At 66.4% G+C, this 21566-nt stretch carries 25 protein-coding genes and 2 pseudogenes; 11 read left to right on the top strand and 16 right to left on the bottom strand.

From position 1 onward, the window contains the following. The 3 genes and pseudogenes from J7E22_RS10135 to J7E22_RS18420 all read left to right on the top strand — a co-directional run. Positions 1-260 (top strand): annotated as a pseudogene (locus J7E22_RS10135) (hypothetical protein); the annotation flags it as partial. Next, positions 160-363: pseudogene (locus J7E22_RS18425) on the top strand (hypothetical protein); the annotation flags it as partial. The pseudogenes J7E22_RS10135 and J7E22_RS18425, both read left to right, overlap by 101 nt. A 27-nt stretch (positions 364-390) precedes the next feature. Next, positions 391-585: a hypothetical protein gene (locus J7E22_RS18420; protein WP_374193268.1), complete on the top strand. Its 195-nt coding sequence runs from the start codon at positions 391-393 to the stop codon at positions 583-585. A 94-nt stretch (positions 586-679) separates the two neighbouring features. Here J7E22_RS18420 and J7E22_RS10125 read toward each other — a convergent pair whose 3' ends face one another. The 6 genes from J7E22_RS10125 to J7E22_RS10100 form a co-directional block, all read right to left on the bottom strand. Next, positions 680-2167, bottom strand: a complete 1488-nt coding sequence (locus J7E22_RS10125) for a signal peptidase I (protein WP_214981618.1) — start codon at positions 2165-2167, stop codon at positions 680-682. 134 nt (positions 2168-2301) lie between these two features. Then, complete coding sequence (locus J7E22_RS10120; RefSeq protein ID WP_308159215.1) at positions 2302-2781, bottom strand: hypothetical protein; 480 nt, start codon at positions 2779-2781, stop codon at positions 2302-2304. A gap of 534 nt (positions 2782-3315) precedes the next feature. After that, positions 3316-3849: a GNAT family N-acetyltransferase gene (locus J7E22_RS10115; protein ID WP_214981617.1), complete on the bottom strand. Its 534-nt coding sequence runs from the start codon at positions 3847-3849 to the stop codon at positions 3316-3318. Positions 3850-3961: 112 nt separating this feature from the next. Next, positions 3962-4273 carry a MazG nucleotide pyrophosphohydrolase domain-containing protein gene (locus J7E22_RS10110; protein WP_214981616.1) on the bottom strand — a complete coding sequence of 104 codons (312 nt, stop codon included), beginning with the start codon at positions 4271-4273 and terminating at the stop codon, positions 3962-3964. A gap of 484 nt (positions 4274-4757) precedes the next feature. Then, positions 4758-5051, bottom strand: a complete 294-nt coding sequence (locus J7E22_RS10105; RefSeq protein WP_214981615.1) for a hypothetical protein — start codon at positions 5049-5051, stop codon at positions 4758-4760. A gap of 1 nt (position 5052) precedes the next feature. After that, on the bottom strand, positions 5053-6513 hold the full coding sequence (locus J7E22_RS10100; protein WP_214981614.1) for a hypothetical protein: 1461 nt from the start codon (positions 6511-6513) through the stop codon (positions 5053-5055). Between the two features lie 463 nt (positions 6514-6976). On the opposite strand from J7E22_RS10100, the gene J7E22_RS10095 reads away from it, so the two are divergent. After that, entirely contained in the window at positions 6977-7246 is a 270-nt protein-coding gene (locus tag J7E22_RS10095; RefSeq protein WP_308159214.1) for an Hsp20/alpha crystallin family protein, read from the top strand. Positions 7247-7378: 132 nt separating this feature from the next. Here J7E22_RS10095 and J7E22_RS10090 read toward each other — a convergent pair whose 3' ends face one another. The 6 genes from J7E22_RS10090 to J7E22_RS10065 all read right to left on the bottom strand — a co-directional run bounded on the left by J7E22_RS10090 (position 7379) and on the right by J7E22_RS10065 (position 12029). After that, positions 7379-8647: an ice-binding family protein gene (locus tag J7E22_RS10090; RefSeq protein ID WP_214981613.1), complete on the bottom strand. Its 1269-nt coding sequence runs from the start codon at positions 8645-8647 to the stop codon at positions 7379-7381. Positions 8648-8839: 192 nt separating this feature from the next. Next, entirely contained in the window at positions 8840-9451 is a 612-nt protein-coding gene (locus J7E22_RS10085; protein WP_214981612.1) for a MarR family winged helix-turn-helix transcriptional regulator, read from the bottom strand. 380 nt (positions 9452-9831) lie between these two features. After that, the gene (locus J7E22_RS10080; protein WP_214981611.1) at positions 9832-10497 is read right to left on the bottom strand and encodes a haloacid dehalogenase type II; all 666 of its coding nucleotides are present in this window, start codon (positions 10495-10497) and stop codon (positions 9832-9834) included. A gap of 49 nt (positions 10498-10546) precedes the next feature. Next, the gene (locus J7E22_RS10075) at positions 10547-11080 is read right to left on the bottom strand and encodes a carboxymuconolactone decarboxylase family protein (protein ID WP_214981610.1); all 534 of its coding nucleotides are present in this window, start codon (positions 11078-11080) and stop codon (positions 10547-10549) included. 79 nt (positions 11081-11159) lie between these two features. Further along, positions 11160-11465, bottom strand: coding sequence for a DUF427 domain-containing protein (locus J7E22_RS10070; RefSeq protein ID WP_214981609.1), 306 nt, complete (start codon positions 11463-11465; stop codon positions 11160-11162). 156 nt (positions 11466-11621) lie between these two features. Further along, a complete protein-coding gene (locus J7E22_RS10065; protein WP_214981608.1) occupies positions 11622-12029 on the bottom strand; it encodes a heavy metal-responsive transcriptional regulator in 408 nt (135 codons plus the stop codon). 67 nt (positions 12030-12096) lie between these two features. Between J7E22_RS10065 and J7E22_RS10060 the strand changes: the two genes are divergently transcribed. After that, positions 12097-12402 (top strand): thioredoxin family protein, encoded by a 306-nt coding sequence (locus J7E22_RS10060; protein ID WP_214981607.1) that lies wholly within the window; start codon positions 12097-12099, stop codon positions 12400-12402. Then, complete coding sequence (locus J7E22_RS10055) at positions 12399-13754, top strand: NAD(P)/FAD-dependent oxidoreductase (protein ID WP_214981606.1); 1356 nt, start codon at positions 12399-12401, stop codon at positions 13752-13754. Before J7E22_RS10060 ends, J7E22_RS10055 begins: the two co-directional genes overlap by 4 nt. A 306-nt stretch (positions 13755-14060) precedes the next feature. Here the strand turns inward: J7E22_RS10055 and J7E22_RS10050 are convergent, their stop codons facing one another. Further along, positions 14061-14489, bottom strand: a complete 429-nt coding sequence (locus J7E22_RS10050; RefSeq protein WP_214981605.1) for a MarR family winged helix-turn-helix transcriptional regulator — start codon at positions 14487-14489, stop codon at positions 14061-14063. A gap of 85 nt (positions 14490-14574) precedes the next feature. Here J7E22_RS10050 and J7E22_RS10045 point away from each other — a divergent pair, with 85 nt between their 5' ends. From J7E22_RS10045 to J7E22_RS10025, 5 genes are all read left to right on the top strand, one after another. Further along, a complete protein-coding gene (locus tag J7E22_RS10045) occupies positions 14575-15201 on the top strand; it encodes a non-oxidative hydroxyarylic acid decarboxylases subunit B (protein ID WP_214981604.1) in 627 nt (208 codons plus the stop codon). Further along, positions 15191-16618, top strand: coding sequence for a non-oxidative hydroxyarylic acid decarboxylases subunit C (locus tag J7E22_RS10040; RefSeq protein WP_214981603.1), 1428 nt, complete (start codon positions 15191-15193; stop codon positions 16616-16618). The genes J7E22_RS10045 and J7E22_RS10040 overlap by 11 nt, the downstream gene beginning before the upstream one ends. After that, positions 16615-16863, top strand: coding sequence for a non-oxidative hydroxyarylic acid decarboxylases subunit D (locus tag J7E22_RS10035; protein ID WP_214981602.1), 249 nt, complete (start codon positions 16615-16617; stop codon positions 16861-16863). Before J7E22_RS10040 ends, J7E22_RS10035 begins: the two co-directional genes overlap by 4 nt. A 520-nt stretch (positions 16864-17383) precedes the next feature. After that, on the top strand, positions 17384-17800 hold the full coding sequence (locus J7E22_RS10030; protein ID WP_214981601.1) for an ester cyclase: 417 nt from the start codon (positions 17384-17386) through the stop codon (positions 17798-17800). 236 nt (positions 17801-18036) lie between these two features. After that, positions 18037-18387 (top strand): hypothetical protein, encoded by a 351-nt coding sequence (locus J7E22_RS10025; RefSeq protein ID WP_251008966.1) that lies wholly within the window; start codon positions 18037-18039, stop codon positions 18385-18387. A gap of 170 nt (positions 18388-18557) precedes the next feature. Here the strand turns inward: J7E22_RS10025 and J7E22_RS10020 are convergent, their stop codons facing one another. From J7E22_RS10020 to J7E22_RS10010, 3 genes are all read right to left on the bottom strand, one after another. Beyond that, positions 18558-19289: a ZIP family metal transporter gene (locus J7E22_RS10020; protein WP_214981599.1), complete on the bottom strand. Its 732-nt coding sequence runs from the start codon at positions 19287-19289 to the stop codon at positions 18558-18560. A gap of 336 nt (positions 19290-19625) precedes the next feature. Further along, complete coding sequence (locus tag J7E22_RS10015) at positions 19626-20636, bottom strand: N,N-dimethylformamidase beta subunit family domain-containing protein (RefSeq protein WP_214981598.1); 1011 nt, start codon at positions 20634-20636, stop codon at positions 19626-19628. Between the two features lie 147 nt (positions 20637-20783). Beyond that, on the bottom strand, positions 20784-21161 hold the full coding sequence (locus J7E22_RS10010; protein WP_214981597.1) for a nuclear transport factor 2 family protein: 378 nt from the start codon (positions 21159-21161) through the stop codon (positions 20784-20786). Between the last annotated feature and the right edge of the window lie 405 nt (positions 21162-21566).

Genomic DNA, 21566 nt, shown 5'->3' with positions numbered 1-21566 from the left:
GCGCGCGTCCGGTAGACGATCGGCTACCGGAACACCTCTCGGAGGGGCTGGGCTGTCGTTGTCAGATCGCGCCGAGGAGCGCAGCGACGACGAGGCCGATGCCCACAGAGGCGACGCCTCCGCCGACGATGGTGGTCGATGACTTCTGCCCCCTCAACGGTGATCTCGGCGGCCGGGAGCGAATGCGGTTCGAAACGGCGCTGGTCGAGCTCGCGGGGAACGTTATCGAGCACGCCGATACAAGCGCGCGTGCTGTGTGAGCTGCTGCTCCGGCGAACGTCGACAACGTTGGAAGCGGTGCTCAGTGACAGCGGTGCTGAGGCGCACGTGCCGTTCCGTCGGGCGATGCCGGATCCGGAGGAGCTAACGGAGTCCGGGCGTGGGATCGTGATGATTGAGCTGCTCATGGACGAGTTCTCCTACGAGTTCTCCTACGAGTTCTCCTACGAGCGCGACTCGGAGGGCAACCGATGGTGCCTCCTGATGCGTCTCCCCGAGTCACTCCAGCGTGAGCACCACGCCGCCCCCGGTCAGGGCGGACACGGAGGCGGAGGCGGAGGCGGAGGCGGAGGCGGAGCACGCTAAGCAGATCGAGACGACAACCCGTCGCAGCAGCTGATCACCTCTTGGGGCTCACTGCTGCGCGCCAACAAATCGGCGGTGTTCGTCGTGGTGTTGATCATCGGCCGGCGTTGTACAGGGCTGTGATTTGCGTGGTGGTGAGAGCGGTGCCGGAGTACACCGCAACGTCGTCGAGGTCGCCGTGTAAGTGGGAGTCGGTGGGAGCGTTGGGCCAGCCGTTGAGATTGTCGTTGCCGATCCTCCACCAACCGGAGTCCGCTTGGGCCGTGGTGTTGGTGTTGGTGGCGACGGTGGCACCGTCGAGGTGCAGTGTCATGCCATTGGTGCTGGACATGGTGCCGACGACGTGGTGCCACACGCCGTTAGTGACCGTCGCGCTCGAGGTGAGGGTCATGTACCCGCCGTTGTAGACGCCGAAGGCGACGTGTCCGGTGGAGGTGATGTAGAGGTGGCGGTCGTAGGAGCTTGAGGTGCCGGTCCGGGTGTTGCCGAAGCCGATGATCTTCCCGGCGGCATTGGTGGTGCGGATCCACGCTTCGACGGTGAAGGTGGAGGGGGCACTGATGGGGTTCGGGTTCGCCGAGGTGATCTGCCCCGAGGCGCCGTCCAGGGTGACGTACGGGCTGGACCCGCAAGTACCCACGGCGCGGCTGACGCCGGCGGAGAGGACACCGTTCGTGCCGCTGGAACCGAGATCGGTTTCGGTCGCACCGGATGCGGCGTTGAAGCCGTAGTCGACGGTCGGTGAGTTGGTGATGGTCCGTCCGAGGCACGGGAACGTCGCCGCTGCCGCCAACGAACTCGACGTGTTCGTGAGGCCGCTGAACGGCGCAGCGGTCGCTTCCGAGGGCCCGATCAGCACTGCCGCGACGGTGAGGACGGTGACGGTGACGGTGACGAGTCCGGCGCCGATGCGCGTGCGACGCTTTGCCGCTCGGAACGGCGGCACGCCGGGATCGCTGACCGGGATGCTGGTGTTGTCGTCGTGGCCGTCCGCGTCTTCGAGGTTGCCCGCGGCGCTCCTGCGGCGGAGGGGCGCGTCAATAGTTGCCAGGAACGCCAACCCGGTCAGGGCGAGGATGACCGCGGCGACCCGTGCCCATTGTCCGTCTCGGATCCACATGATAGGTGTTGCAATGTACGGGACGCGGATGACGGCGACGCCTTCGACGGCGGTGCGGGTGATCGGTGTGGAGTCGGCCTGGGGGTTCGCGTCACCTTTGGTGATGAGCCGGCCGTTCGCACCGGTGTCGTGGATGCGGTGCAGGCGAAGGTGTCCGCGTTGGTCGGGGTCATTGAAGAGGATGATCTGTTGCACGCGAAGCGGCGTGGGGGCGACCGGTCGAGCAACAACGACGTCGCCCGGGTGCAGGCGGGGCTCCATGGATCCGGTCATCACGGTTGTGGGCTGCCATCCGATCAGCGCGGGAGCGGCGGCCCAGAACGCCATGCCGAGAACAGTGACGATGAGGCCGCGCGCAGCGGTGGCAAGGAGCAGTCGGGCCCAGTCGTGCAGGTGCTCGCGTCGTTCACTGGACCTGATTGACGCGGCGGCGGTCGTGGCCTGGATGGTGCTGGTGGTCATGACGCGCTCCTCACCATCGGTTGGGACGGGCTGATGTTGACGGAACGAAGCACCGGTGTGCTTCGTGGTGATCGTGGTGACGGGCCGTGAAGCCGCGGGGCCGCGCGCCGTCACGCGCGGCCCGGCGCACTCACTCAGCTGTTCTGGGCTTCCCAGGTGAGCCCGAGCGCCGCGGTGCCGGCCTGGGCCGTGTTCGGAGTTGTTGAGGACACGGAGTAGGAAACTTCGTAAACGCGTGCCTCGGACGCGGACCCGGTGGGGGTCCACGTCCCGACGCCGTTGGCGAAGTTGCTGTGGGTAGAGGCGAAGTCTGCGAGGGTGCCTGCGTACAGGGTGCCTCCGGTAGCGAGCGGCGTGAACCCGCTGCACGACCCGAAGCCGCCGCCGGTGCCCTGCTGCACAGTGACGTTGACGTAGGACGACAGGCCATTCGTGGTCGCAGCGTTCGTCCCATAGAGCTTCACCGCCGAGGCCAACGAACCCGTCGAAGTGACCGTGATGCAGTTCTGACCAGTCGAGCCGGGCTTGAGGTTCGTGGCGGTGAAGAGAGCCGTGTTCGCATCATCGTCCTGCAACGCGACAGTGCCGGCAGTCCAGTTGCTCGTTGGGTTCACCGTGGTTGCGGAGAACGCCGAGTACGAGGCAGTGGCGACAAGGGCGCCGGAACCCACCAGTGCACTACGGTGCCCAGCTTCTGAACGATCGCGTGATCCGTCCGTGGGATGAGCACGCCGCGTCGGCGTCGTTCGAACGTTACCGAACGACCGCGACCGAGTACGACCGCGATCCGGAGGCGTGGGAACGGTTGTTCTGGGCTCAAGTTCAGAGAGGATCTCGCCGTCGCACTGCGCAGTAAGTGGTCGGATCGGACGGGGCGCGGTGATAGCGAGGAGCCCAAGGCGACTTGATCGTTCGTCCGGAGGAGGATCGGCTGGCGGACACATTCGTTAGATGCGAAGCATGCGGCCGACCAAGACCGAGCGACGGCTGCGAGTCCCTCGGGAGCGCAGCCAGCGGCGCGCACCGTCGATCAGCTGTTGGGCTGCGGGGATGTCTGCTGCGGTACCAACCTCGACCATGAGTTTGTCTCTCCCCATGAGACGACCGTACGGGCAATTACACAGACACCCGACGCAGTTGTCGATCCGCTACGTGGTCGGTGAATCGGGCAGCGTGACGGTGAACTTGAAGCCGACGTGGGAGTCGACGAACCCGAGCCTGCTGTAGAACCGGTGCGCGTCGACACGTGCGGCGTCCGAGGTGAGTTGCACCAGCGGAGCGCGGAGTTCGACTGCGGCTTGCTCCACGACCCAGCGCATCAGCGCGCTCCCGATCCCGGAAGAACGCTTCGTGCTTGCGACGCGGACCGCCTCGACCAGCAACCGGGTGCTTCCCCGACGAGCCATGCCCGGGATGACCGTCAACTGCAGCGTCCCCACGACGCCCCCTCTTCGGTCCGACGCCACGATGAGTTCGTTGCTGGGGTCCCCGATGATCTGGTGCAGGGCGGCGGCGTAGGCGGCGGCGGCGTCCTCGTTTGCGACATCTCCGCGGCCGGCACTGATCGGGTCATCAGACAGCAACCGAACAATCGCGTCCAGGTCGTGGGGCGTCGCCCTGCGAACGAGGACATTCCTCTCGCGGGCCGTAACGGAAATAGGAAGGCTCAAGGTCTCGATCACAGCTCATTCTCCCCACTACGGAAGCAGCACTGCAGACCCCGAAAGCCGCCCGGTGAGGGATCGTCATTCAGGACACTGTCAGGGCCGTCAGCCTCGTCCGGTTGCCGATCCGCTACTGCGACGGCTTCCACACGAGCCACTTGCGATCGATCTCTTCGGTCAGATCGACGTCGAACCGGCGAGCGATCAAGAGCACTTGCGCGAGAACGTCAGCCAGCTCGGACCGGAAGTCCTGCTCGAGTTCGGCACTGGAGCGCCCCTTGTCTCGCGCTTGCCCTGCACGCGCGAGGTACGCCTGCGTCAGCTCGCCCACCTCTTCATTGAGTTTGAGCACGAACCAGTCGTCGGTGCGTTGGATGCTGTGGCGCTGCGCGTAGAACGCGGACACCGCCTTGACGTCGTCGCTCAGGTCGTTGATCTGCACGTCGGCAGTGTCCCATCGACTGCTGCCCCGCCCGGACCGCAGCACGACACGGAGCGCCGCGAAAACGACGACACGGAGCGAAGCTGCCCACGTCTATGTGAGACGCGTCGCGCCCAGTGATCGCGCGGGCCCGTCGCCACCGTCGACCAGTCCCGGTTGACGAGCCCCTACCGGTACTGCGCGGGGTCGATATCCTCGGCCGATGAACTCGACCACGCGGAGTGCAGAATACAAGTGGATCTTGCTCGACGCCGACGGTGTCCTACAGTCTCCCGAGACGCCATAACGTCGAGGAGCTTGGAGCACCGTTGTTTCAGGAGCACTACGCGACTGTCGAAGCAATGCCGGGGGCTCAGGGCGACGTCGGGATGCGCCCCTTGTTCGGCTCATTGCTGAATAGCTCTGTGAGAGCGTGGGGGACGCCTGATGGCCGGCCCCCTGCAGCTGCGGGGGACCGGCCATCAGGCGGTGACTACTAACGGTGTCAGTGATGCCGGGTGCTGAGCCGCCCGAGTACGTACCTGGCGACTGCACCCGCAACAAGCGCAGTGCCGACCAGCAGGAAGTACTGCAGCCAGAGCGGGTCGATCGCCGGCTGTCCGGCCAGCTGGAGCGAGCACACCACGACGACGAGCCCGCAGATAAGCAGCGTCTTGCCGTCGATCCCGGCGCTCTCCTCGGTCCCCCGTTCGTCGAGCCCGTGAATGATCAGGAAGCCGACCATCGCGGAGGCCAGAGGCAAGGCGCCCACGGACACCCAGTGGAAGAAGCCCGACACGTCAGTAGTTCGCCGTCGCCAGGGACCAGCAGGAGCCGAGTCCGATGATGTTCAGGAGCGTCTTCCCAGTTTCGTGGAAGAGTCCGGAAACCGCCTCGATCTGCGTCTTCGACAGGCTGGACCGGTTCTGGACGTACTTCTTGAGCAGTCCGACCACCTTCTTCATCGACCCTCCCAGCTTGTTGTACCAGTAGACGGCCTTCTTGATCCCCTTGATAATCTTCTCGGCCTTCACGAAGGCCTGGAGCACCTTGGCGCTGGCAAGCGCCAAACCGGCGATCTCCGCCGCGCAGCCGACCGCATTGCCAATCACCGACCAGAGGCTGGGGTCCGCGACGACGGGGAACTGCACACCGGGTGCGCTCGTGTCGACCTGCTGCGTGACGACGTTGCCATCGACGACGAACTTAGTCGGCACGTCGGCGCCGTTCGCGTCCACGGCCCAAGGGGCGTTGACGAATCCCACCGGCATGCCGCTCGCGTCCGAGATCTGCACCGCACCGTTGTCGTCCACGCTCACCGAGCCGCCCTTGGGTAGGTCGAGCGGGTAGGCGAACGACGTCGGCGACGACGGACCGGTCAGGACCGTGTTAATCGCCAGGCTGCCGTCGGCATGCGAGATGGGCACGGTGTACGAGCCGTTGCCGTTGTCGAAGCTGACAATGCCGTTCGCCTCCGATCGCGCCGTGCTTGCCGTCCCAGCGAATGGCAGGCCCGCGGACAGGTTCGCCGTCGCGCCGGTCTCAGTGTCCGTCGCGGTCACGGTGACAGCGTCGGCGGCGTTGCTCGGGACGCTGGACGCCTGGTCGCCGCTGGTCTGCACCGCGTAGCGGGCCGAGACGTCGGGTGCCGTCGGCGAAAGGCCGAGGAACACCTCCGGGTTGGCGGCCTCAATTGCACGAACAGTGGCACTCGGGGCACCGTCGTTCAGACCGAAGGCAATGCTCTCGGTGGAGGTACTTCCATCGGACTGCATGATGATGGCGTCGACGGTGTGCCAGCCGGCGGAAGCAGGGCCCGACGTCGCGACGTGGGTGGTGCTTGAGGGGCTCAACGGATACTCCTGGCTGCTGTCACCGTCCACGAGGGTGAACAATGTCGCGTCGGAGGACAGCGCCGCGGGTGCAGACACGGAGCAACTCACTGCCGATGCGGGAAGGGTATCGACCCACGCACCGTTGGCGTACTGAGCTGGGCAGCTGATCTTCGGTGCCTGCGGGTCCGCGTACCAACCCTGGACGTCGACGACGTAGTTCGTCGCCTGAGCGGCGTTGCGGAGCGAGATCTTCCCATTCGCACCGAGAGGAACGGTGATGGTGTTGGTCTGGATCTCGTTCGTCTGGAAGTTGACTGCAGTGGTGTTCGGCTTAGTCGTGCCGTCTGCCCACACGTCGGCGTAACCATTGCTGCCGCCGTGTGCCACGATCAGGGTCAGCACGACCGCCGTGATGCCGGATCCCATGACGGGAACGCCGGCGGTACCTGCAATCTGGATGACCGGGTCTCGTTCTCCGCAAGCGCCGTGTTGCCTGTTGCACGCGAGTCATACGCCCGCCCGTAGGACGGCGTGAAGACTGCGCCGCCCTTACCTGCAGCGGTGAAGTAGCCCTGCAGATCCACCAGGAGGTTCGTCGTCGTCGAGGAGTTGGCGATCGTGATCTTGCCGTCCGATGACAGTGGCACCTGCGCTTGAATCGAGGTGCTCTCTGATGGGGCGTAGTGCAGCGAGTTTGCCGGCTTTGTCCCACCCGTTGCGTACGGGGTCCGACTGACCAGCAGCGCCCGCACTCCGTGAGACGTTCCGTTTCCCCGCCGACGGACCGCTCCGGGTCTTATTGTCCCGGGACCTCCCGATCGGCTTGCATAGGCTGCGGATTCCCCGCGCTGCCGGTTCTGGTCGGTTTCGTTGAAGAGGCGCGCTCCTCGTGTGCAGCGACGGCGACCTGTACCGGGAGCAGGAAAAGTACATCTTGAACGCCACCATGCCCGGTGTTGAACCCGCATCAATCGACATCGACATCGACGCGCAGCTGCTCGCCACCCGCGCGCAGCGCACCGCCGCGGAACACGCGGGCGCGAAGTGGCTCGCGCAGGAACGACCGAACAACTCCTACCTTCGCCAGTTCAGCATCGGCGAGGGCGTCGACCGGGAGAGCATCGTGTTCACCTGCTGCCCATGGTCGCGAGTTGCATGAACCGGCAGCAGCGCAACTGCTTCGCCACGCGGACATCCAGGGACGGTATGAGCACCCTTCCGATGGCTGGACGGCTGCGCCTGCCTTCGAATGGCCGGAACTGATCGCGGGTGTTGGTGGAGCCGGAGAAAGTCAGTCATGGCGTGCCGCGCGACGTCGCGCGGTGATGAGGACGGTGCCGGCGGCGAGGAGGAGCGCCGCGACGCTGAGCGGCAGCGTCGGGTCACTGCCGGTGTAGGCGAGCTCACCGTGGTTGCGGTTGGCGCCAAGGGTTGCCGCGGGGGTTGTACTCCCGGACGATTGCGAGGGGGTCGTCGCTGTCGGGGTCGTGGTCGTGGTCGCCGGGGTGGTGCTCCCAGTTGCGCTTCGGGTGGGAGCAGGGGTTGCGGGACGGACGGTGATCCTGACGACGGTCGTTGCGTTCGGCGGTGTGTCGTTCGTTGCCGTGATCGTCACGGCCGAGGTGCCTGAGGTGGTGGGGGTGCCGGAGATGGTTCCGGTGGTGCCGTTCAGCGTGAGGCCGGCGGGGAGGCCGGTTGCAGTGTAGGTCGGTGTCGGGCTTCCGGTGGCGCTCACGGTGTACGAGTACGGCTGACTGGCGGTCGCTGTCGGGGGTGTGCCCGAGGTGATGGTCGGCGACACGGTTTGCGCGGGCGTTCCAGACGCAGGGCATCCGCTGGGGACGGTGATGGTGTTCGTGTCGAGAGTGACGGCGCCGACTCGGGCGAGGAGCCGGCCGACGACCGTCGCACTGGTCGTTGCGGTCACTGATTGCTGGGCGAGGACGGTGCCCTGGAACTGCGCTCCGGTGCCGATCGTGGCGGAGCTGCCGACTTGCCAGAACACGTTGCACGAGCTCGCGCCGCCGGTGGTGATGATCCTCGTGCCGGAACCAATCGTCAGGGTTGATGCGGCCTGAAACACCCACACTGAGTTCGCAGTCCCAGCGAGGGTGAGCGTGCCGGTGCTCGCGAGCGAGAGCGCGCCGCCGGAGTACACGCCAGGAGTGAGGGACAGGCCGTTCAGTTCCGTCAACCCGGTTCGCGTCGGGGTGAGGGACGCAGCGACGTTGTACGCGGTCGTGGTGTCGCGTTGCGCCTGCACGGCAACAGCGTCCGTCTGGTGAACCGTGCCGATGACCACTCCGCTGGGTGCGGCACCGAACCCGGTGATCGAGGTGCCCGGCGAGACGCCGAGGTCACCGTTGATGAGAGTCGGACCAGTGTTCGTGACAGCGCTGGCACCGAGGACACCGAATGGTGCGGCTGCGCCGAGGTTGATTGGACCGTTGATGACCGTGGCCGCCGACGCAGCAGAGGTCGAGATGAGGGCCAGTGAGGCGGCGATACCAACTCCCGCAATCACCGCCACCAGTCGGCGGGGAAGGAACAACACAGCCATGATGGTGCCTTTCTGCGCGGCAGAGGCAGTGCCAGAGAAGAGCGAGCACCACCGTTCTGCGCAGTATGCGCCCGCAGCGTCAGTAGGGTGAGGACTTGACAAAACGCTGATCGAGTGGGCGATGGCGTGGCGTCCGCCGAGGAGACGCTGGCGCGCGTCAGCTACGAGGCGTTGTGGACTTGCTGCTGGGTGTCACACTCGGCGGGCTCCGCGAGGTTCCGTACTGTCCTCGTCGATGTGCTCTCCGCTGGGCGAAGCGTTTTTGGTGGTGACGGCAACGACGTATTCGTCCTCGAATGGCGTGCCGACGCCGTCCGCGATGAGGGCGTCGGCGATTTGGTTTAACCGGCGGGTGAGGACGTCGTTGTCGTCCTCGGGGAGACCGTCGAGCGTCTCGACTACAACACGGTGGTAGTGCGCATACACCTCGTCGATCGTCTTCCCAGCCTGCGCCGTCGGCACCAGAACCTGCGCGCGACGGTCCGTGGGGTGCAGATCCCGGACGAAGTCGCCTCGCTCAACGAGGCTGTCGACGATCTTCGTCACTGCCGAGGTCGACACGTTGAGCATCACGGCGAGGTCCTTCGAGCCCATGATCCGACCGTCGCGCTGTGCTTGCAGCATGTAGCGGACCGCGTGAAACGCGTTCTTCGACAGGCCCACTGCGATGCGGGCTTGCTCGAGCTGCCGCTCCTCAGCATGCTGGAGGCGCAGCAACGCCTCCACGGCGCTTGTCGCGGCACTGGAGCGAGGTTCACGCCCGTAGAGGTGGGCGTGTTCACGCCGAACGATGGTCAAGGGCACCCCGCGACCTCCATGACGCTGTTGCTGGTCGACCCCTTAGCATGCTGCCGACGCTCGGAAAACTCAGCGTAGGACGGGCCGCATGCACAACCCCACAGCGACGAGTCACCGGCGCGGTGGATGGCGCCAGGAACAGGGTTCGGCTCGGCTCGGGTCCGCGGCGCGCGAAGCCCTACCTGGCGGCAGCGACGGCAAGCCCTTGTCGCATCGATCGACCGCTCAACCGCCCCGCTCGTCCAGAACCGGCCGTCAATGGCCACCGACAGCCACCGTGTAGCAGATACGAACCTTTCCGCCACACCTCGTCGTTCCCACATTCAAGGGTGGCCGCGAGATGCTGCCGGAAGTGATGGCTCCGGGCTTGCCTAGCTGCACTGTGTTTAGAGCTGCGCTGGGATCTCGCCGACAGTGCTGACGGTGATGGTCGGTGGACGAAAATGTGCCGGATAGTGACGGCTGGACCGGTTGATCCAGATCGTTGACAGACCGGCCTGCGATGCGCCGTGGATGTCCCACGCATGCACCGCGGCGACGTAGACGGCCCCCTCGCTTCGGATGCGCGCTACGGCATCCAGGTACGACGCGCGAGCAGGTTTCCACGGTGTGTGTCCTTCGACGGTGAGGAACTCGTCGATGCTCTCCCAAGCACCTGCCTCCCGCAGTAACCGCTCGGCGGTGCTGGTGGGCCCATTCGAGAGAGTGAACAGTCGGTACCCGGCCGCGTGGAGTGCATGGAGACCCGGGGCGACATCGGGGTGCACCGAGACAGCTGCAAACGCGGCCATGACACGGTCCACTGCATCATCGAGGTCACCGGTGACGGGGGCGTCGCTGAGCACATCACGGGCGTTGTTCCTGGCGATGTCCCCGAACACGGCGTCGCTGCCGGACGCGGTGAGCGCGAACCCGTCGCGGAGGACGCTCGCGAACCACGTGGGCGCCAGCGACTTGCTGGCGCCGACGAGTTCGAACGCCTCCGCGACGCTGCTGAGGTCGGACAGGGTTTCGTTGACGTCGAAGAAGATGGTTACGGGTTGCCGAGTCATCACACCACTGTCCTCCCGTCAAAAGGGGCGCCGGTCAGGTCAGCTCAGCTCAGGTCAGGGACGGTGCGGAAGGGAAGTCGAGTTCCGTGCCGGCGTAGTGGTTGAAGAAGTTCGTGTAGAGGTTCACGGCGAGGTGGGCGAAGAGCTCCTGCAGTTCCTCGTCGCTCCAACCAGCGGCGGAGGCGTGGTCTCGAACCTCCGCGGGGACCGTGCCGGTGTTCGCTGCGGCGGCGCGGGCGACTTCGAGGAGCGCTGCGAGTTTCGGGTCGAAGGTGACTTCGCCGGCACGGATCTGGAGGATCTGCTCATCGGTGAGGCCGGCCCGTTTCGCGGAGACGGTGTGCGCTGCTTGGCAGTAGTCGCAGCCGTTCTGGTTTCCGACGGCGAGAGCGATCGCTTCCCGGGTTGCCGTGCCGAAGGTGGCGTGCTTGGCGACGCCGGCGCTGAGTCCCGCGAACGCGGCGATGACCGCGGGGGACGCTGCCATGCCGGCGTGGATGTTCAGCAGCCTGGCGGTGCGGCGTTCAAGTTGTTCGGCGAACGGACGCGATGCTTCCGGGAACTGCGTCATATCGGTACTCACAGTGGTGTCTCCTTGAAAAGGGTGGATGGGGTTCGAGGCCGCTGCGGTAGGGAGCCGCGTCGGCGCGGTGGTGCGGAGCTCAGCTGCCGGTGACGGTGACGCCGGTGTTCGGTTCGAAGGCGATTTTGTTCCGGATGAACCAGGCAAGGGGCAGCGGGAGCGGGTACGTCCAGGCAGCGTTTTTGACGGTGACGCCGTTGAGGGTGACGTGCCGGTAGCGGGCCACGCCCTTCCACGGGCAGAGCGTGGTCAATGCGCTCGAGGAGAGAGCGTCGGTCAGCACGTCCGCTTCGGGGAAGTAGGCGTTGCCTTCGACGAGCCGTCCGTGGGTGGTGCGGGCGATGACGGTGTGGCCGATTCTGGCGGTTGCGGTGATGTCCTTCACAGTGCCGCTCCTTCGAAGTGGGTCATCCGGTTCGAGGTCGTTGCGGACGACCCGGAGAACGGCGGAGCCGCTGCAACAGTGATGTGGATCGCAGTCCAACAACCCGTAATGGCAGCACGGCCGGCTGCGCGACGGCCCCACCGCGGCCCGTTTGCATCACGAGCGCGTGGTGCCACGACCGGCATGGGGAGCGGCAAAAATCTGGCACACCGCGCTGTCCGAGCATGCCGCCGGATCCAGCTGCTCACTTCCCGTGAGCAGGTCCTGGAGCTCCTCGCGCTGCCGGTCATGGACCTCCGCAAGCTTCACCGTCAACAATCCCGACACGTGCCCGCACGGTGTCTCACCGCCGTTGCGGACGGAGATGATCCCTTCGATCTCGGACAACGTCAGTCCAGCGGTTTGCGCAGCGCGAATGAACCGGAGCCGTGACACGGCAGTGCCGTCATAGTCCCGATACCCGTTCCCCTGTCGGTCCGGCGACGGGAGCAGGCCCTGCCGTTCGTAGAACCTGATGGTTTGCGCGGTGACGCCTGTCGCGGCAGCCACTTCTCCGATTCGCATGCCGCCAGTTCACCACTTGACCCTGCACTTGACCCTGCACTGTGCTGCAACGTTTACCGTGGCGGGCATGGACATCACGCTGCAGTACTTCGATGGCTGCCCGAACTGGGCGGTCGCTGCCGACCGGTTGGCCGTTGTCGCGGCCGAGCACCCCGACGTCGTCGTCACGCACCAGAGGATCGAGACCGCCGAGGATGCTGAAGTCGTCGGTTTTCACGGCTCGCCGAGCATCCTGCGGGACGGATCTGACCTTTTCCCGGATCCGTCAGCAGCCGTGGGGCTTGCCTGCCGCCGGTACCGCACTCCCGACGGCCCGGCGGGCGCACCGACCCTGTCGCAACTGCGCGAAGCGATCGGCACGGTGACGGCATGACCGCAGATTTTGACCTCATCGTCATCGGGGCGGGGATGGCGGGGGTGAGCGCGGCGAACAAGTGCGCCGGCGCCGGATGGAACGTCGGCATCGTCGACCCGCTCCCGTACGGCGGGACCTGCGCGTTACGCGGCTGCGACCCGAAAAAGATCCTCCGCCGCGGCGCCGAAATCATTGACGCCGCCCACCTGATGGGCGACACCGGCATCAGCGAGAACGGCATCCGCATCGACTGGGCGGCGTTGATGCGGCACAAGCGCGGCTTCACCGACGCCGTCCCGGAGGGCATCGAACAGGTACTCGCTGGCAACACCGTGACCATGTTCCACACGGCCGCTCGGTTTACCGGCCCGAACCGGGTCGATATCGGTGGCACCGAGTACTCCGCCGACCGGTTCCTCATCGCCACCGGTGCCCGCCCGAAACCGCTGAATTTCCCCGGTCACGAGCACCTGATCGACAGCACCGATTTTCTGAACCTCGACACGTTGCCGGCGCGCATCGTCTTCGTCGGCGGCGGGTACATCTCGTTCGAGTTCGCCCACATCGCCGCCCGCGCCGGCGCCACGTGCAGCATCATCGAGCACGGCGACCGGCCCTTGAACGGCTTCGACCCCGACCTCGTCGACGATCTCCTCACCAGCAGCACCGAAGAGACCGGCATCAGCGTGCATACCTCCACCACCATCACCCGCATCAATCCCACCAGCGACGGCTTCACCGTGACCGTGGCGCAGGGAGACCGGTCTTCCACCATCGCCGCGGACATTGTGGTCCACGGCGCCGGCCGGACGCCGAACGTGGACGGGCTGAACCTGGCCGCGGCGAATGTCGCTGTCAGCAGTCGCGGCGTCACCGTGGCGGGGCACCTGCAAAGCACCACGAACCCTGCCGTCTACGCCGCTGGCGACGTCGCCGACACCGCAGGCAGCCCGCTGACACCCGTGGCAGTGTCCGAAGGGAAAGTCGCCGCGTCCAACATGCTCAAGGGCGCGGCCACCATCCCCGAATACACAGCCGTCCCCAGCACCGTGTTCACCCTCCCCGAGCTGAACCGGGTGGGCCTGCTCGAGGACGAAGCCCGCGCGCAGGGCTTCGACATCATCATCCGTAACACGGACGCCAGCCGCTGGTACTCCAGCTACCGGATCGGAGCGCACACGGCCAGAGCGAAAATCATCATCGATCGGACCACCGACACCATCCTCGGCGCGCACCTGCTCGGCCGCGGATACGCGGAACTCACCAACACCTTCGCGCTCGCCATCAAGCTTCGCCTCACGACCCGCCAGCTGAAATCCGCACCCACCAGCTACCCCTCCCTCGGGTCCGACCTCAGCTCCATGCTCTAACTTGAACCGCTCCCCTACAACCGACACTGCGAACGCCGTTGCGCTCGGCCTCCCAAGAAACGGCGCGCCGGGTCCGCCTCTCCTGCAATCCCAGAACGCGCGGTGCCGGCACCCAGCGCCGCCGCGCTGACGGTACGAGCGGACTCGAAACCAAACGCCCCCTCAGGCGCAGCATCGCCCGACAGATCCACCGCCCCCCCGAAACCACGAGCCCAAGGGGCGGTTGAGGTCACCTACGGTCCCGGGACGGCCGTTGTTAATTCAAAAGGGCGCCAGGAAGGAGCGTCGGAACCGCCGTAGCTCCCTTCAGTCCTGCGACGTCGACGCGCGTATTGCCGCCCGCAAACGAGTCAGCGTATCCGCGAGTCCCACGACATCCGCCTCCGGCAGCACCCCGAGCATCTCGCGTTCCAGCGCATCGGCGACAATCCGGGCCTCGGCGAGCTTCGCGCTGCCCGCCGGGGTGAGCAGCACGACCCGGCGGCGCGCGTCTGCAGTGTCCGCGCGGCGTTCGATGAGACCACGAGTCTCCATGCGGCCGAGCATCTCGGCGAGGGTGGCCTTCGTGGTCGCGCTCACCTCGCCAAGCGCCTTCTGGTCGAGACCGTCCGTACCGGCAAGGGCCTTGAGCACCGCGTACTGGGGTTTCGTCAGGTCGGGTAGACGCTCAGTCCAACGCGCGCCGTGTTCCTGCAGAACCACACGCATGAGATGGAACGCGGTCTCGTGGAACATCTATCCTCCGGCCATTGCAGTTCGTACACGGTCAGAGTAGCGTCATCCTCGCCGCATAGTTCGTACACGAACAGTAGGAGGAGCGATGCGACTCATCGTGGGTATGTCGGGGGCGACGGGAGCGCCGCTCGGCGTCGCGCTTCTCCAGGCGCTCGGGAGTATCCCCGAGGTGGAGACGCACCTGGTGCTCTCCCGCTGGGCACGCACGACTATCGAGCTTGAGACGCCGTACTCCGTCGCGGACGTCCGAGCGATGGCGGACGTCGTATACGGGTCCGGGGACCAAGCGGCGAAGATCAGCTCCGGGTCGTTTCGGACCGACGGCATGGTGATCATTCCGTGCAGCATGAAGACCCTCGCCGGCATTCGGGCGGGGTACGCCGACGAGCTGCTCGGTCGAGCGGCCGACGTCGTGCTCAAGGAGCACCGGAAGCTTGTCCTCGTGCCGCGGGAGACACCGCTCAGCGCCATCCACCTGCAGAACATGGCGGCACTCGCGGAGCTCGGCGTGCGGATCGTGCCACCGATGCCCGCCTTCTACAACCACCCGGAGACCGTCGACGACATCGTCGATCACGTCGTGGCCCGGGTGCTCGACCAGTTCGACCTGACCCACCCTCGCGCCCAGCGCTGGGAGGGCCTCCACGCGGAGCGCGTAAGCGCGCTGTTCCCCGCACACCGTCAACCAGGAAGGACACCCGATGCCGTTTGATGACCTGAGGTCGTTCCTCGACGCGCTCAACGAGCACGGGCAGCTGCTCCGCATCTCGGATGAGGTGCAGGCAGAGCCCGACCTCGCCGCCGCCGCGAACGCCGCCGGCCGGATCGGTGACGCAGCCCCTGGGCTCCTCTTCGACAACATCCACGGGTTCACGGACGCGACCGTCGCCCTCAACACCCTCGGCTCGTGGACGAACCACGCCATCGCGATGGGTATGGAGCCAACAACCTCCACACGTGAGCAGGTCGGTGAGTTCATCCGGCGGTGGGAAGGGTTCCCCATCGCGGCCGAGCGCCGAGAGAACGCCCCGTGGCGGGAGAACAGTGTCGAGGGCGAGGACATCAACCTCTTCGACCTGCTGCCGCTGTTCCGCCTCAATGATGGCGACGGCGGCTTCTACATTGACAAAGCGGCGGTCGTGTCCCGCGACCCCAACGACCCGGGAAGCTTCGACAAGCAAAACGTCGGCATCTACCGGATGCAGGTCAAGGGCAAGCGCCGCCTGGGGATCCAGCCCGTGCCCGCACACGACATCGCCCTGCATCTGCGCGCGGCTGAGGAGCGCGGCGAGGACCTGCCGATCGCGATCACGCTCGGCAACGATCCGGTGATCACCCTCATGGCTTCAACTCCCCTGCGCTACGACCAGTCCGAGTACGAGATGGCCGGCGCGATTCGGCAGGCGTCGTACCCGATCGCTACGGCGCCGTTCACTGGCTTCGACGTGCCGTGGGGCTCCGAGATGGTGATCGAGGGTGTGATCGAAAGCCGCAAGCGTGAGCTCGAGGGCCCCTTCGGTGAGTTCACCGGCCACTACTCCGGCGGTCACAGCATGCCCGTCATCCGCATCGAGCGCGTTTCCTACCGCACCCGGCCGGTCTTCGAGTCGCTCTACCTCGGTATGCCATGGACGGAGATTGACTACCTGATGGGACCGGCGACCTGCGTGCCGCTGTACCAGCAGCTCAAAGAGGAGTTTCCCGAGGTGCAGGCAGTCAACGCCTTGTACACGCACGGGCTCCTCGCCATCGTGTCAACAAAGAAACGCTACGGCGGCTTCGCCAAGGCCGTCGGCATGCGCGCCATGACCACCCCCCACGGCCTCGGCTACATGAAAATGGTCATCGTCGTGGACGAGGACGTCGACCCGTTCAACCTGCCGCAGGTCATGTGGGCGCTGTCAACCAAAGTGAACCCCGCCGATGACCTCGTTCAGCTACCAAACCTGTCCGTCGTTCCCCTCGACCCCAGCTCCTCGCCTGCCGGCGTCACCGACAAGCTCATCATCGACGCAACCACACCCGTGGCACCGGACATCCGCGGCCACTTCAGCCAGCCCGTGCGCGACCTCCCCGAGACCGCCGCGTGGACCACCCGCATCACCAGCATGATCGGAGCGCAACGATGACCGCGTCGGAGTCTCAGTCCGTCTGCCCGCGCTGCGGCGCGGAAACGATCGCGACGATCGCCCTCAGCCCGGCGGCCGGGGTGTGGGAGCTGCGCCAGTGCGAACGCTGCCTCTACACCTGGCGCACGACCGAGCCAGCACGCCGATCGCAACGCGACGCCTACCCAGACGCGTTCAAGCTGACCGAGCACGACCTCCTACACGTGGAAGAGATCCCCCGGATCCCCCCGCTGGTCGAACGATGAGCGCGACAGGGCGGCCGAGCGCCACGGACGCACGCACCGACTGACCGCCAGCGGCAGCGGCAGCGGCAGCGGCAGCGGCAGCGGCACGACGAATGCAGGGCGACCCACTCCCCCGAATCCCCGCAGACCCCGGCGACCTGGTCCGACGTGCACCCCACCAATGGCACTTCACCGAGATCTGATCCGGCACCACCTCACAGGACGGCGCCAACATCGCGCCGGGGGAGCCGAATGAACGTTGTTGCCCCGGGCCCCACCTCGACCGTGCTTGAGGGGAAGCGTGGCATGGACCCGAAGACCTCCGCGAGTTCGGCGTGACCGAGACCCCGACGGGCCGCCGCGCAGCCTGCGGAGAACGCGCCCGCCTCCGTGGTTCGCACCTCGGCGCATGCCCACGCCGGGACCGGCATCCGCCGTACCGGGTCCGCAAAGCCCCGGCGCCCTCCACCCGCCGGGGGTACCCTCTGAGCCCCGCGGCCGCTCCGACCGCGGATGCCACCACGCACGGAAAGCCGCACCCATGAGCACGGAATCAAACATCGAAGCCCAGCAAAAGTTCGGTGAGGCTGTGAACAGCGGACAGCTCGACCTTCTCGACGCGCTCGTCGCGCCGAACGCGGTCGACCATGATCCCGCCCCGGGGCAAGCCGCGGGGCCACAGGGATACAAGGACTTCTTCGCCGAGATGCGCACCGCGTTCCCCGATCTCCACATCGAGGTAGAGCAGCTCGTCGCCGACGAGGACAACGTGTCGTTCGCGTACACCCTCACCGGCACCCACCAGGGAGGGCTGATGGGTCACCCCGCAACCGGCAAAACGATCTCCATCCGTGGCATGCAAATCAGCCGCTTCGAGGACGGGCTCCTCGTCGAACGCTGGGGCAGCAGCGATCAGATGGGCATGCTGCAACAGCTCGGACTTCTGCCAGCCTCCTAACCGGCAGGAGCGGGGTCCGCACAGCGCGCGACCCCGCTCTACGCAGCCGCTGGTGTGTTGAGGTATCGAGAGGCGACCCACGGCGGTAGGAGTAGAACACGATAATGAGTGGTCTTGTGCGGGGTCTTGCTATCGGGTTCGCGGCTGGAGCGGCAGGAACGACAGCGCTGAACGCTGTCAGCTATCTCGACATGGTGGCGCGGGCACGGCCGACCAGCAGCACGCCGGAAGAGTCCGTGAAGCGGCTCGCCGCAGCGACGGGGATCAGCATCCCAGGCGACGAGGAGCACCGTGAAAACCGCGTCGCAGGTCTTGGCCCGCTGCTCGGAATCAGCACCGGCATCCTGGTGGGCGCAGCTCTTGGCACTGCCCGGGCGCTGGGCTGGACTCCGCGGACGAGTGTCGGTGTCCTCGCCACTGCCGGTGCAGCGCTGATGACGTCGAACCTGCCGATGACTGCTCTGAAGGTCACTGACCCACGCCGCTGGTCGGTGACGGACTGGATCAGCGACCTCGTCCCCCACCTCGCCTACGGCACTGTCGCATACCTCCTCGTCGCCTCTGCCACCCGGCCGCCGCAGCGGTAACAATGCAGCGCTCGGCCGGCCAAGCCGGTCACCACATCGGCGTCGCGCACCATCCCGACCGCTGCTGCTGACCCCCGAGAGCTCGAACGGGTAGGCATCCCGTTCATGCGCCAGACCGAGGGCTGAGGTGCGTCCTGCTGACTGCGCGGGCCGCTTGACGGGCGCGTGGTTCAGGCGCCGCCGAGGGTGACGACCGCGTCGGTGGCGAACCCGGCGAACAGACCAGCGAGCAGGCCGTACGCGACGAGGTCGTTGCGATGCGCTCGACCCGCGATAGCGAGGAGCTGCATGATCACGTACAGAATCGACCCTGCCGCGAGAGCAAGGAAAAGCACGCTCAACACGGTGCTCGAGTACGCCCAGCCGATCGCCGTTCCCACGAACGTCGGCACGCCCCCGATGGCGCCGAGCAGCAGCAAGTACCGCCAGCTCGGGCGCTCCGCGTCGCCGGCGAGCGGTGCGACGATCCCGAATCCTTCGGTCGCGTTGTGCAGTGCGAAGCCGATCACCAGCACGGTCGCAAGCCCAAGCGCCCGGGAGGCTGCGGACTGTCCAATAGCGAGACCCTCGGCGAGGTTGTGCACCCCCACACCCACCGCAACGAGCAGCGCCAACGACCTATTCGCTGTGATCCCCACGTCGCTCGCCGCGCGTCGGCGGTGCAGGAAGCGCTCGTAGCCGACAACGGATAACAAGCCGGCGGTGATTCCGACGACGAACAGGACACTCAAACCCGCAAGCGTGCCTGGATGCAGCGGCCCGGTCAGCTCGGCGTCAATCGGCTTCCACGCAGCCGAGAGCACATCCCAAACGAGGAACACCAACACACCGACCGCCCCGGCGCTCAGCAGTACGCGGACGGACGGCGCGATCGCACGGACCCTGCCGACCGGCAACCCCAACACGATCGTGCCACCCGCGATGGCGCCGAGCGCGAGGGTTGATCCGAAACTCATCAGCACCGCTCCTAGGTTTGGTTAGGCAACCCTAAGAACATACCTGGTCGTCGCGCAGTGGGATAGCGCAGGCTGTGAGTCCAGGCCGTCAGGGGTGCCCACCGTCGGGCGCGACCACCACCACCAGCACCGCCGCCGCGAACCCGACCGACGCGGTCACCACGCCCTCCACGGCCGGCAGCTCCACCCCTGCCGCGACAACAAGCCCGCGCCACCACCGAGACCGCGAGCTTGACCACGCGGACCGCGTTGTCATCGGCGGTCAGCAGCGTCGTCAGCCGTTCAGGACCCCGCCTGCAGGACAGCTGCGCGGTTCCCGTGGGACGGCTCGGTGGCACCGGCGGGTCCTTTGCCGAACAGGCTCAGCACGTTCCCGGTCATCTGTCGCATGACGGTGGCAGGGCACGATGCCGCCCCAGGTGCACAGGGCTGGAGCGTCGCCACCCAGATGTTGTCGCCGCTGTCGAAGACGCCCGCTCCGCTGGCCTCGGTCGTGTAGGTGCCATCCGAGTACGTCTGACCGTTCCACGCGCCCTGGTTCGTGTAGGCCTTTGACAGGGGGATCGGTGAGTGGGTGAGGACCTCGACGTTCGCCGGAGAGGCCGCGGCTGGCGCGAGGTGGTCGATGTCGGACCCGATCACCGACGGGATGACGCTCCCGCCAACGAGACCGGTGCCTCGGAAGAGCCACGACGACGGTTCGAGGACCTGCATCCCCGCGTTCGGTGTGTCGGGTTCGAGGTACCCGCTGTAAGCCTCGCCGAGGAAACCCGCAGCGTTCCAGGACGACGGCGGCGATGCCCAAGTGTTCCCGGTGACGGCCCACGGGTTCCCGCCCGACTTGGCAGGGTCTTCGCTCGAGTCGCGGTAGTCGACTTCCTGCCGATCGGCCCCCAACGGCGACGGTTCGAGGCGGGCATGCCGGACGAGCGTCGCTGCACCGAAGAAAGCCATGTTCACGCCGTGGGCGGCAGCCTGAAGGGCTCCGGTCCGTTCCGAGTCCGTCCAGGTCTCGTCGTGGTCCAACCCGACCAGTGTCCGATGCTGGAGCAGCATCTGCGGGTGATCGAAAACGCAGATGTCGGTGCAGTACGTCAGGTCCAGGCCCTCCTCCTCCATGAACGCGACGAGCGGGTACTCGTTCGTCAGGAAGTCGGAGGATCCATCGCCGGCATACGGACGATCGAACGAGACAACCCGGGCGCGAGCGCACGGCGGGTACGTTGACGTATCGAGGATGCACGGGCCCTGCGCCTCGAGCTCCGCCACCCGGTACGTCTCCCCGGTGCTCAACGCGTCGAACCGCCCGGGGCTCCTCGTCGAGGAGCCGACCTGTTCGACGAACCCCGATGCGCTCCGGGGGGTCCACGGGGATCGACTCCGCTGATGACGAGGGAAGCCGCCACAAGCGCTCTGCCCGTGCGGCCAGCGGCTTGGAACTTACCGGGTAAGGGCAGTGTCAGCCGCTACAAGGATCCAGAGGCCGCCGCGTTCCTCCCACCTGCGTTCCCAGCTGAGGGTGATGCGGGACTGGTCGTGCCCGTCGGTGACCGTGACGCTCGCGAGCATGCGGGTTTGCCCGACTCCGTCATGAGCGGCTACCTGACGGTCGAGGACGGTCACATCGTCAAGGTGGATCCTGCCGGCTCGGTAGGCGTCGAGGTCTTCCGCTTTCCCAATCGACTGCCCCGCCGCGTTCGTGAAGACGACATCGTCCGCGGTCAATCTCTCCAGGGTGATGAGGTCGGCGCTGCGCATCGCTTGGACGAGGGCATCTTCGGCGCCGGCGACCTGCTGTTCGGGGGAAAGTTCAGGCATCTTCTCGACGGTAACCGGATCCGACAACGGCGAACACTCGCGGCTGCACCCCATAGGGGGGGCATTTCGGCGCACGTATGAGGGCGCTGACCGCCGCCTTACTCCTGGCCGTGCTGTGTGCTGGGTCACCATGACGTTCCCCGCTTCAACGCCGCCGGGGTCGTTACACGCCTTCACGAGCTGTTGGGAACGTGGCCAGGGGCACGTGGGAACCGTCGTCAGCTCCACCGAGGACCACAGTGTCACGTCGGCTTCTTCCCGGTAAACGCGTTGAGTCAGCTGTTCCGCACTGTGACGCCATGGACCTTCGGCGGAACGAATGAAGCGGCCTCATGGTCGGCACGGTGGGCATTGTCCTCGCGGCTCCGGTACGTTCGTCGTTGCCTGGCGTCGCGGTCGTCGCGG

The sequence above is a fragment of the Curtobacterium sp. ISL-83 genome (assembly GCF_018613895.1).
In the GTDB taxonomy this organism is placed as follows: domain Bacteria; phylum Actinomycetota; class Actinomycetes; order Actinomycetales; family Microbacteriaceae; genus Curtobacterium.
The sequence above is the reverse complement of the archived record's forward strand: the minus strand, read 5'-3'. Positions and strand labels throughout refer to the sequence as shown.